We start from the raw sequence: 11835 nt of genomic DNA, 5'->3' as shown, positions 1-11835 counted from the left end.
CATTTGTTCAACGTAACTGAATTTTGAAGCGCAATGCAATAAACAATTTCCATTAAATTCTGTTGAAAATAAAATGCGGTTTGAATAAATTTATTATATGAAGAAAAAACTAAAGCTTTTTAAGCGTTTTATTTACAGCCGTGTGGTTTTCTGCTTTTTGTTGCTTGCAATGCAGATTTGCATGTATCTGTTTTTCATAATAAAGTTTTCTCCATACTTCTTTTACTTTGCAGGAGTCAACTTGCTTTTAAGCTTTATTTTTATGGCTTACCTCTCAAACTGCGAAGGAAAAAACGAATTCAAAATCGCGTGGCTTCTTCCAACGATGATTTTTCCACTGTTCGGAATTTCACTTTATGTCTATACAAAAATGGCAACGCGGAACTTCAGGCTCAAAAACAAAATTGAACAAAGCGAGCTTCAAACCTGGAAATTCGTTCCAAAATCTGCGGAAACAAAAACATCATTTCCAGAAATTTCCGACCTTGCATTTTATCTTTACAAGAGCGGAAATTTTCCCGCATACACAGACTCTGATGTTGAATATTTTTCGTGCGGGGAAGATTTCTTTCCGGATTTTATGCAGGAACTTAAAAGCGCAAAGGAATTTATTTTTTTAGAATTTTTCATAATAACGCCCGATGACTCATGGCAGAAAATTCTTGAAGTTCTAAAACAAAAAGTCAGCGAAGGAGTGGAAGTCAGAGTTCTTTACGACGGAATCGGATCTGTGCTTGCATCCACTAAAATTTATCATAAATACCTTGCAAGCCTTGGAATAAAATCAAAAATTTATATGCCGCTGACTCCTGTTTTCAACTTGCAGCAGAACAACCGCGACCACAGAAAAATTGCAGTAATCGACGGAAAAATTTCTTACACAGGCGGACTGAATCTTGCAAATGAATATTTTAACTTTGGACAAAACAAGTTTTCATACTGGAAAGATTCCGCTGCAAAAATCCGTGGAAACGCAACAAAAACTTACACCGCGCTTTTTCTGCAAATGTGGAACCTCGCAAAATTTCCAGAAAAGAAAGAGAACAAAAGTTACGAAAAGTTTTTTCCATTAGCGCAGGAAAAACATTTCAGCGAAGGACTTTTGATTCCTTATGCCGATAACGCTTACAATGAAAAAGACATCGCAGAAAACATCTGCCTCTACATTTCGTCAAAGGCAACACAAAATGTCTGCATAACAACTCCGTATATCATAATCGACAATCAGCTAAAAAGCGCGCTGATTTTTGCGGCAAGCAGAGGAATAAACGTTTCTCTTATCGTTCCTTCCAAGCCTGACCATTTTTTGACATTTTGCATTGGAAAAACTTTTTTAAAGACACTTGTTGAAAACGGAGTCCACGTCTATCTTTACTTGCCGGGATTTATACATTCAAAACTTTTTACAAGCGATGGAAAAATAGCAACTGTAGGCTCAATAAACCTTGACTACAGAAGCCTTTTCCATCACTTTGAAGACGGACTTCTTATTTACAAGAAATCCGTTATAGAAAAAATCCAGCGAGACATTGAGCTTACAAAACTTTCGTGCAAAGAAATGACATTGGACGACTATAAAAAACTTCCGCTGATTGTAAAAATGCTTGGAAGAATTTTTAGAATTTTCGCGCCGCTAGTTTAGAAATTTCATTCAGCTTTTAATCCACCATTCGTAAAGCCTTGTATCGCTGTTAAGTTCCGGATGAAAACTAAGCGCAGTTTGATTTTTAAACTTTGCAGCAACAATTTTTCCGTCAACTTTTGAAAGAATTTCAACATCTTCCCGGGTACTTTCAATATAAGGCGCGCGGATAAAAGTCATTGGAATTTTTCCAAGATTCCCGAAAGTTTCCTCTGCAAAAAAACTTCCAAGCTGGCGGCCGTAAGCATTTCTTTTTACGCAAACCGGCATTGTTCCAAAATGAATTCTTGAGTCATTTTCGATTTTTTCAGCAAGAAGAATAAGACCTGCGCAGGTTGCAAGAACTTTCATTCCAGATTCAATGCGTTGCTTTAATGGTTCGAACATTTCAAGCTCATGCAAAAGTTTTCCCTGCACTGTGCTTTCTCCGCCCGGAAGAACAATAGCATCAAAGTCTTTTTCCAAGTCCGATTTTTTTCTAAGCTCAAAGCAAGGCACGCTCAAAGACTCAAGCATTTTCTCGTGTTCTAAAAACGCACCTTGAAGCGCAAGAACTGCCACTCTCATTTTCCGCGCTCTGCCATAAGAATAGCTATTTCACTTTCATTGATTCCAACCATAGCTTCGCCCAAATCTTCTGAAAGCTTGGCAATAAGTTTTGCATCATTGAAATTTGTAACAGCCTTTACAATTGAAGCCGCTCTTTTCTTTGGATTTCCTGACTTGAAAATTCCAGAACCAACAAAAACTCCTTCCGCACCAAGCTGCATCATAAGAGCCGCATCGGCAGGAGTTGCAACACCGCCAGCCGCAAAATTAACAACAGGCAATCTTTTGTTTTCATGCACAAACTTTACAAGCTCATAAGAAACTTGAAGATTTTTTGCTTCTTCATAAAGCTCGTCTTCACGCATAGAAATGATTCTTGAAATTTCAGAATTCATTTTTCTCATGTGGCGGACAGCCTGAATTATATCTCCGGTTCCAGGCTCGCCTTTTGTTCTAATCATTGACGCGCCTTCGCTAATTCTTCTTAAAGCTTCACCCAAATCTTTTGCACCGCATACAAACGGAACTTTAAAATTTTTCTTGTTGATGTGATAAACATCATCGGCAGGAGAAAGAACTTCACTTTCATCAATATAGTCAATTTCAATTGCTTCCAAAATCTGTGCTTCCACAAAATGTCCAATGCGGCACTTTGCCATTACAGGAATTGAAACCGCTTCTTGAATTCCTTTTATCATTTTTGGATCACTCATTCTGGAAACGCCGCCAGCCGCTCTTATATCCGCCGGAATCCGCTCAAGAGCCATTACCGCGCAAGCTCCAGCTTCTTCTGCAATCTTTGCCTGCTCTGGAGTTGTAACGTCCATAATCACGCCACCTTTAAGCATCTGGGCAAGATTTTTATTCAATTCGTACTGTTTTCCTGATTCCATATTTTTCCTCGCATAATTTTATTTGTAAAAAAACTAACAAAAATCTGGTATGATATAAATATTCAGTTTTCTTAAATTTTGATAATATCAGTTAAATTTCATTTTTCGCAAAAAAAATCCCCGGAAATCTATAAAAGAAAACCGGGGAAACCTTAGTTAAAGAAAATTATTTCAATGCATTGAATCCATTTTCCAAGTCGGCAATTATATCATCGATATGTTCAGTTCCAATGGAAAGGCGGATTGTATTCTGGGCAATTCCTTGGTCTGCAAGCTCTGCATCAGAAAGCTGGCTGTGAGTTGTTGAAGCCGGATGAATAACAAGCGATTTTACATCCGCAACATTTGCAAGCAAACTGAAAATTTTCAGGCTGTCAATAAATTTCCATGCTTCTTCTTTTCCGCCCTTGATATTAAAAGTAAAAATGCTGGCACCGCCGTTCGGAAAATATTTTTCATAAAGCATATGGTCAGGATGCTCTGGCAACGAAGGATGATTCACTTTTTCAACAAGCGGATTATTTTTCAAGTACTCGACAACCTTTTTGGTATTTTCAACATGGCGTTCAATTCTAAGCGACAAAGTTTCTACACCTTGAAGAAGAAGGAAAGCGTTAAACGGAGAAATCGCAGCTCCTGTATCACGCAGCAAAATCGCGCGGATGTAAGTTGCAAAAGCAGCCTTTCCAGCAGCCTTAGAAAACGAAACTCCATGATAGCTTGGGTTAGGCTCAGAAATCCATGGATAGCGACCGGATTTTTCCCAGTCAAAGTTTCCAGAGTCAACTATAATTCCGCCAAGAGTTGTTCCGTGTCCACCGATAAATTTTGTTGCGGAATGCACAACAATGTCCGCTCCATGCTCAATCGGGCGAATCAAATACGGAGTTCCAAAAGTATTGTCAATAACAAGCGGAAGTCCGTGCTTGTGCGCAATTTTTGCAATAGCGCCGATGTTTGGAATATCAGAATTCGGATTTCCCAAAGTTTCAATATAAACAGCTTTTGTGTTAGGCTGAATCGCATTTTCAAGCTCAGAAAGATTATGGGCATCAACAAAAGTTGTTGTTATTCCGTAAAGCGGCAAAGTGTGGGCAAGCAAATTATAACTTCCACCGTAAATTGTTTTTTGCGCAACAATATGTTCGCCTTGTTTTGCCAAAGCCTGAATTGCATAAGTTATAGAAGTCGCGCCGGAAGAAACTGCAAGAGAAGCAACTCCGCCTTCAAGAGCCGCAATTCTTTTTTCAAGAACATCTTGTGTTGAATTTGTCAAGCGTCCGTAAATGTTTCCAGCATCTTTTAGTCCAAAGCGATCCGCCGCATGCTGTGAATTATGAAATACATAGCTCGTTGTCTGATAAATTGGAACAGCCCTTGAATCTGTGGCCGGGTCAGCGTTTTCCTGTCCTACATGAAGTTGAAGCGTTTCGAATTTGTAGCTCATATTTTCCTCCAAGCAAAGTTTTATTTTCTGAGGAAAGAATAGCAAATTTCAAAAGGCATGAATAATATTAAATTTTTATGCGGAGATATAGATTTCTTTTATAACGAGCTATGCCTTTAAATAAGACTTCAGCTGCTCAATATATTCTTCGCCTGTCTTTGAAAGAATTATGTTTTTCTTTAAAATGTATCCGATTTCCATTATGCTGTTCGGATTTTCCTTGTCAGATTTAAAAGGAACAGCAACAAAATCAGAGCCATTTAGTTCTTCGCAAATTATTCCCGAGCAAAGAGTGTATCCGTTCAAGCCGACCATAAGATTTAAATTTGTGGCGCGGTCGCTTGTCTTGATTGTTTTTGGATATTCGTTTTCCGTGAGAATTTCCTCTGCGAAATAAAATGAGCTGTTTCCGCCCTGATCAAAAGAAAGGCACGGATAATCTTTTAGCTCTTCAAGAGAAATTGAAGTTTTTTTTGCCAGCGGATGATTTTTCCAAAGATAAACATAAGCTTTGCAGTCAATAAGCTTTTCAAAAACAAGATCATTTGCATTTAAAATTTTCTTGATTGCCTTTCTGTTGAAATCGCTCATATAAAGAATTCCTACTTCACTTTTTTGGGTCGCAACATTTTCGATTACGTCAAGAGTCTTTGTTTCAAAAATCGAAAATTCATATTCTGAAGTTCCGAATTTTTTTACAAGTTCAACAAAAGATTTTGTGGCAAAAGAATAATGTTGGCACGACACGCTGAATTTTTTCTTACGCTGAAATCCTTCTCCAAATTTTTCCAAAAGATTCTCATACTGCGCATAAATCTGCCGGGCATACTGAATAAATTCCTTTCCATCTTGTGTCAAAGAAATTCCCTTGCTTGAACGGTTGAAAATTGAAATACTGAATTCCTTTTCAACTTCCTTTATCGCGGATGTAAGGGAAGGCTGCGAAACATAAAGGTTTTCCGCCGCCTTGTTCAAAGAGCCAGATTCTGAAACGCCTATAATGTAATGAAGCTGCTGCAATGTCATAAAAATATCCTAATATAAATAATATAGAAACTAACTATCGTTATTCTTGGTTAACTAACGGTAGTTTAAAAACAATTTTTAACCCTTTCCAAAACTTCCTTTAGTTAATTTTTGCAAAAAACAAGAGCATCCTTCCCAAATGTCGTTAAAAGTTTCATCAAAATTTCCTGTATACCAAGGATCTGCGATATTTCCGGGCCGTGAAGTAAAATCAAGCAAAAGAAAAACATTTTTATTAAAGTTGCTTCCCAAAATCCGCTGAATATTTTTTAAATTAAAATTATCCATTCCAATTATAAAATCGTATTTTTCAGCATCAGATTTTTTCATTTGAACAGCCTTATGCGGAAAAACAGGAATTCCCTGCTGCGCAAGCTTTTTTAAAGTTTTAGGATGCGGCGGATTTCCAATTTCTTCCGTGCTTGTAGCTTTTGATTCAATTAAAAAATTATTTTCAAGCCCAGCATTTTTTACAAGAAATTTCATTACAAATTCAGCCATTGGAGAACGGCAAATATTTCCGTGGCAAACAAAAAGAATTTTTATCATAGCTTCTATTCCAAAATCGTAATTTCTACACGGCGGTTTTTTGCTTTTCCTTCAGAAGTTGAGTTGTCCGCAATTGGTTTTGTTCCGCCTGAGCCTTTGCATATAAATTTTTCACGTGGAATTCCTCTTTGAATCAAAGCAGTTGCAACAGAATCTGCGCGCTCAACAGAAAGCTTCATTTCGCCTTTTTCATAGCCAACGCTTGCAGTGTGTCCTTCTACAAGAAACATCTGCTCAGGAACTTCTTTTAGAACCTGCGCAATTTGATCCAGCCGCTCATTTTCTCCAGGCAAAAGCTCTGCGCTGTCCGGCTTAAAATTCAAATTTTGCATTGTGAGTCGAATTCCTGCCGCCGTATTTTCCACAATAACTTTTTTTTCTGACTTTGAATTTGAAGCGGGATTTTTTCCAGCTGAAATTTTTGACTGAATTTCATCCATAGAATTCTTTTTTTTCTGAGACTGATTTTTCATTTTTCCAGAGCCACTTCCATTTGTTTTTGCTCCAGAAGTTTGATTTCCTGCCTTTGCAATTTTCTTTTCAGCGGAAGAAGAATTACTTTTTCCTGAATTTATGCCGGATTCAAAATCATTGTTTTTCATTGAATCAATAGATTTTTTTTCACCTTCAATCCAGTTGCTTTCATTCGCAGGTTTTTCAAGAATTTCTTTAAGCTCTTTTTCCGAAACAGAAGCTACACGCTGCAACGCCGGAATAAGTTTGCTTTTGTCGTAAGCCGGCGGATATTCCGTGAACATGGAAATCGAGCCTTTAAACGAATAGCTGTTGCCGTCATTGTAAATAAAAGTTTCGTCAACCATATCGCGCACAACAAGAGCATTTCCACTTTTTTTGCTTACGTACATTGTAGCTTTGTGGCTTCCTTGCGCTGATTTCAAATCCTTGTCGCCTGCAAAATCCCAGTAGGAAATTCCGTAGCGAGTTGCCCATTGCGCGCTAAAAACATAAACTTCTTCTCCGTGAAAAAGCTCGTCCTTAAGATAAGTGTATTCAACTAAAATCGGAAGCTTTGTAAAAATTCCTTTGTTAAGCGGATCAACAACACGCTCGGCTTTTGCCTGCCATTTGTCTCCGATGCTTATGCGCTGATTTGTAAAAGATGGAAAACTTCTAAAAGACGGATAGCCATTGTCAACAAGCATTGTCAGCATTCCATCTGAAGAAATTTTAAAGCTTGAAGGAACTGCTCCGTTTATGCCAAGATTTACTTCACGTGAATTTCTCTTTGTAGCTTCATCTATAAAAAAACTTCCGTCATAATATCTGTCTGAAAATTTTCCGCCGGAAGGAACAGAAGTTGGAGCAATAAACGAGCGGACTTCCCGGCTAACAAGTCCAGTATATTTTCCATTATCGTAGCGTCTTACATCGGTACGCTCAATATAAACATAGCTTCCACTTCCGTTATATTTTAAAAGCACATTCTGGCAAAAAGCATTTTGAAAAAACAAAAAAAATACTGCTGACAAAAAAATTTTCTTCATATTTAAATTATCGGCAGTAATGACACAATCTTTCATTTTTTATAGAATAGAATTTATGTCAGAAAAAAATGCAGCTTTAATAAGAACACATCTTCCTGGATTTTACAAAACACTTTTTTCACTTGCACTTCCAATTACTCTTCAAAACTTAATGCAAGTTTTTGTAAACATGCTAGACACAATCATGGTGGGCCAGCTTGGAGCCGCGGAAATCGCATCAGTAGGACTTGGAAATCAAATTTATTTTATACTGAACATGATTCTTTTTGGAACATCTTCTGGCGGCGCGATTTTTATTTCTCAATTCTGGGGAAAAAATGATATAAAGGGAATTCAAAAAACGCTAGGAATAATGCTCGGATTTTCAATTTTTGTTTCCATTGCTTTTACAATAGCGGCTTTGTTTATCCCGGAATTTTTAATCAGCCTTTATTCAAAAGATCCAGTTGTAATTCAGTATGGCGCAAAATATTTAAAATATGTTGCAATAAGCTATATTTTTCTTGCAATAACTTTTCCATTTGAATTCGCATTCAAAAGCACAAACCATGCATACCTTCCGATGATATGCACAACAATTTCAATTATCTTGAACGCGGTTTTCAACTATATTTTTATATTCGGACTAAAAACTGAATTTTTTATAATTGCGCCAATGGGAGTTGCCGGAGCCGCAATCGGAACTGTAATTTCAAGAGCAGCCGGAACTTCTGTTCTTTTGATATATTCATCTGTGAAAAAATTTGAAATCCTAGGATCTTTAAAAAACTATTTTTCTTTCAGTAAGAAATTCGTTTTAAAATATATTTCAGTCGCATTGCCAGTACTGCTAAACGAAACCGCTTGGGGGATGGGAATAACATTTCAGAACTCCATTTTCGCGCATACAGGAACAGACGCAATCGCAGCATTCAATATAACAGGAACAATTTCGCAGCTTACTTGGGTTTTCTTTATAGGAACGGGAAACGCGGCCGGAATAATCCTTGGCAAAAAAATCGGAGCCGGAAATTTTGAAGAAGCTAAACTTTACACTTACAGATTCGCCTGGTTTCTTCCATCTTGCGCAGCTTTAATCGGACTTTTCCTTTATCCGCTTTCATCAATGCTTCCGTACATTTTTAATGTGGATTCTTCAATTCTCTTGCAAGCAAAAAAAATGCTTATAGAACTGATTTGTTTTTATCCGTTCAACGCATTCTGTATGTTCTTTATTGTAGGATTTTGCCGCGCCGGAGGAGACACAAAATATGCCGCGTTCCATGACATTTTCTGGATGTGGTGCGTTGCAATTCCTGCAGGATACATAGCAGCTTTTGTTTTTAATCTGCCGCCAAACTTTATTTACTTGTGCTTGCTTTCAGAAGGATTTCTCAAAACGTTTGCGGGACTTTTGCGCCTTAAATCTGGAAAATGGCTCAGAGACATTACAAACTAAAAATGCCAAAAATTATCCAAGCCGCAGAAAACGAAGAATTTTTTGTCAAAGCAGAAAACTTTCTTTTGCCGCATGAAAAGATTTGCAGCCAGCTTATGCAAATGGCAATGCAAAAAAGCAAAGAGCTTTATATAATTTTTGAAACTGAAATCTTAGGCGTTTTTTATTTTTCAGAAGGCGGAATTCTTACAAGCTTTATTCCAAAGCCCACAAAAGAAAGTGAAAAAGAACTTTGCAATTTTTTTTATGAAAAGAAAATTTCCTGCATAATGGGAGAAAAAAACGAAGCGGAAAAAATCAGAAAGCTAATTTTCAAGCTGAAAAAAATTCAACCGGACGACATAAGAGAAATGCTTTTTATGGAATACACGCAAAGCAAAAATATTTCAGCAAAAAATCTGGAAATTACAAAATGCTCCTTGCAAGACGCCGACAAACTTTTTCCGCTGCACATTTCATATACTCAAGAAGAAGTTTTGCCTGAATGGAAAAAAATAAATCTTGCGCTTGAAAGACTTAAACTTGAAAAAATTCTTCGCACACAAAAAGTTCTTGCAGTCAAAAAAGAAAATTCATTTTGCGCAAAAGCCCAGACAAACGCAATTTCAAAAAATTTTATTCAGATTGGCGGAGTTTTCACACAAAAAGAATTCCGCTCAAAAGGCTTTGCTTCAACTCTTGTAAAAAAGCTCGCTGAAGAATTTCAGAAAGAAAATAAAAAATCAGTCTTGTTCGTAAACAAAAAAAATAAACCGGCAATCTGCGCATACAAGAAAGCCGGCTTTATATCGTTTGCAAAATACGAAATGCTTTACTACAAATAAATTTATTTTTTCATTATAGCGTCAATGCTTGAAATGCAAATTCCGCGCAAACCATTTTTTTCAAGAGAATCCACGCCACGAATTGTAGTCCCGCCTGGAGAACAAACCGCATCTTTTAAAGCTCCCGGATGAATTCCTGTTTCAAGCTGAAGCTTCGCGCTGCCAAGCATTGTCTGTGAAACAATTTTATAAGCTGTCTGCCTTGAAATTCCATATTTGACAGCGGCATCAGCATAGGCTTCAATTATCAAATCCATAAATGCAGGACCGCAGCCGCTTATTGCGCCGCCAATTCCCATAAGATTTGAAGGAAGTTCTTCTATAATTCCAAGCGAAGAAAACAAATCTTTTATTTTTTCAAGCTCGCCTGCATTTAAAGAATTTTCCTTTTCAAAAAGCATCACGCCTTCTCCAACCATCGCAGGAGTATTCGGCATTATGCACTGAACACGGACATCATCTCCAAGAATCCCGTGGAATCTTTCATAGCTCCAGCCAGCGGCAACAGAAACCAAAACTTTTCCAAAAAGACTTTCCTTTATTTCAGCAAGAACACCTTCTATCTGGTAAGGCTTGCACGCCATTATAAAAACATCGCATAAATCCGCCAAAGACAAAATGCTTTCGCACGGAACAAAGCCAATCTCGCTGGCATTCTTTTTAAGCTTTTCTTGATTCGGAGCAAAGGCAAAAATATCTTCTTTCTGGATTTTTCTTGAAGTTATAAAGCCAGAGGCAATCGCCTTCGCCATGTTTCCCATTCCAATGAATCCAATTTTCATTTGCTTCCTCCCATTATCGCATTGAATAAAGCATTTTCATCAGCTGTAAAAACCGTGGCCTTCAACTCTCCATTGCAAAGTTTTTCCAGGGCTTTTTCTTTTTTTCCATTTGCAAGTATTAGAGGAATTCCAGAAGCTGTTGTTTTTTTTGCCGCCTCAATCTTTGTAGAAATTCCGCCAGTTCCAAAAGAGCTTTTTCCGTTGATTGTAATCTGATTTTTTAGCTCATTGATATTTTCAACAGTTTCAACAAGAACGGCGTTTTCATTTGTCTTTGGGTTATCCGTGTAGATTCCGTCGATGTCGCTAAAAAGAATTAGCAAGTCCGCGCTCCAAAGAACAGCAGTAAGCGCGCTAAGATTGTCGTTGTCTCCAATGCAGAACTCGTCCGTGGCGACAGAGTCATTTTCATTTATAACCGGAACAACGCCTTCGTCAACAAGCGTGAACAAAGTATTCCTTATATTCAAAGTGCGGTGAGAATCCATGAAGTCCTCTTTTGTAAGAAGAAGCTGAGCCGCATGAAGATTCTGCTTGCCGAACGATTCACGCCACTTGTCCATAAGCTCAACCTGACCAATCGCGCACAAAGCCTGCCTGTAATGAATGTCGCCCTTATGCGCCCAGCCGCTTATCGTGGAAAGTCCTGCAACCTGCGCCCCGGAAGAAACAACAATAATCTGCTTTCCCTTTGAAATCAAAGCCGCGCATTCCGACGCAAATGTTTCCATAAAATCCACATTGATTGTTCCGTCGTTCTTTGCAAGCGTGTTGCTTCCAATTTTTATTACGATTTTCCTAGCCTTGTCGATAACTTCCTGCGGTGTCATAAAACTTCCTTAAAATTGATTAAAGAATTACAAAAAAACTGAAATGCGGCAAGAAAAAGCACGTCAATTCGCCAAGTTGAGCGTAAATGGAATCGGACCAGCCAACATTGCTCAAAACGGCTCGGTTGCCGCTTTCTTTTTCTTTCCGCATATTCAATTTACTTTTTACAAAACAAATTCAATATTCAATCTTACAGAATTTATATCACATCGGGGAATTTTATAAAAGAAGGGAAAAATTCTTTAAGGAAAATTTTATTTTTGTCTGGAATCCTTTAAAAACTTCAGGAATATTTGATTTTCTTCTGGAATTTGTTAAAAAACTCAAGAATATTGTATTTTCCACTTGG

11 protein-coding genes are annotated in these 11835 nt (G+C 37.6%); 3 read left to right on the top strand and 8 right to left on the bottom strand.

The window, feature by feature from the left end; genetic code table 11:
• The first annotated feature begins 97 nt into the window (after positions 1-97).
• On the top strand, positions 98-1642 hold the full coding sequence (locus tag B3209_RS02715; RefSeq protein ID WP_296662256.1) for a phospholipase D-like domain-containing protein: 1545 nt from the start codon (positions 98-100) through the stop codon (positions 1640-1642).
• Between the two features lie 9 nt (positions 1643-1651).
• On the opposite strand, the gene pdxT is transcribed toward B3209_RS02715, so the two are convergent.
• The 6 genes from pdxT to B3209_RS02685 all read right to left on the bottom strand — a co-directional run bounded on the left by pdxT (position 1652) and on the right by B3209_RS02685 (position 7611).
• The gene (gene pdxT / locus B3209_RS02710; RefSeq protein ID WP_296662257.1) at positions 1652-2209 is read right to left on the bottom strand and encodes a pyridoxal 5'-phosphate synthase glutaminase subunit PdxT; all 558 of its coding nucleotides are present in this window, start codon (positions 2207-2209) and stop codon (positions 1652-1654) included.
• Entirely contained in the window at positions 2206-3084 is an 879-nt protein-coding gene (gene pdxS / locus B3209_RS02705; RefSeq protein WP_296662258.1) for a pyridoxal 5'-phosphate synthase lyase subunit PdxS, read from the bottom strand. Before pdxS ends, pdxT begins: the two co-directional genes overlap by 4 nt.
• Positions 3085-3250: 166 nt before the next feature.
• A complete protein-coding gene (locus tag B3209_RS02700; RefSeq protein ID WP_296662259.1) occupies positions 3251-4531 on the bottom strand; it encodes an O-acetylhomoserine aminocarboxypropyltransferase/cysteine synthase family protein in 1281 nt (426 codons plus the stop codon).
• A 108-nt stretch (positions 4532-4639) separates the two neighbouring features.
• On the bottom strand, positions 4640-5557 hold the full coding sequence (locus B3209_RS02695; protein WP_296662260.1) for a LysR family transcriptional regulator: 918 nt from the start codon (positions 5555-5557) through the stop codon (positions 4640-4642).
• Positions 5558-5635: 78 nt separating this feature from the next.
• Positions 5636-6106 carry a low molecular weight protein-tyrosine-phosphatase gene (locus B3209_RS02690; RefSeq protein ID WP_296662261.1) on the bottom strand — a complete coding sequence of 157 codons (471 nt, stop codon included), beginning with the start codon at positions 6104-6106 and terminating at the stop codon, positions 5636-5638.
• A gap of 5 nt (positions 6107-6111) precedes the next feature.
• Positions 6112-7611: an OmpA family protein gene (locus B3209_RS02685; RefSeq protein ID WP_296662262.1), complete on the bottom strand. Its 1500-nt coding sequence runs from the start codon at positions 7609-7611 to the stop codon at positions 6112-6114.
• 55 nt (positions 7612-7666) lie between these two features.
• Between B3209_RS02685 and B3209_RS02680 the strand changes: the two genes are divergently transcribed.
• Together B3209_RS02680 and B3209_RS02675 are read left to right on the top strand one after the other, a co-directional pair.
• A complete protein-coding gene (locus B3209_RS02680) occupies positions 7667-9049 on the top strand; it encodes an MATE family efflux transporter (RefSeq protein ID WP_296010750.1) in 1383 nt (460 codons plus the stop codon).
• A gap of 2 nt (positions 9050-9051) precedes the next feature.
• Positions 9052-9873 carry a GNAT family N-acetyltransferase gene (locus B3209_RS02675; protein WP_296689755.1) on the top strand — a complete coding sequence of 274 codons (822 nt, stop codon included), beginning with the start codon at positions 9052-9054 and terminating at the stop codon, positions 9871-9873.
• Between the two features lie 2 nt (positions 9874-9875).
• Here B3209_RS02675 and proC read toward each other — a convergent pair whose 3' ends face one another.
• Both proC and proB read right to left on the bottom strand, forming a co-directional pair.
• Entirely contained in the window at positions 9876-10655 is a 780-nt protein-coding gene (gene proC / locus B3209_RS02670; RefSeq protein WP_296662264.1) for a pyrroline-5-carboxylate reductase, read from the bottom strand.
• Complete coding sequence (gene proB / locus B3209_RS02665; protein WP_296689752.1) at positions 10652-11485, bottom strand: glutamate 5-kinase; 834 nt, start codon at positions 11483-11485, stop codon at positions 10652-10654. The genes proC and proB overlap by 4 nt, the downstream gene beginning before the upstream one ends.
• Between the last annotated feature and the right edge of the window lie 350 nt (positions 11486-11835).

This window comes from Treponema sp. UBA6852, from assembly GCA_002449305.1.
GTDB lineage: Bacteria > Spirochaetota > Spirochaetia > Treponematales > Treponemataceae > Treponema_D.
The sequence above is the reverse complement of the archived record's forward strand: the minus strand, read 5'-3'. Positions and strand labels throughout refer to the sequence as shown.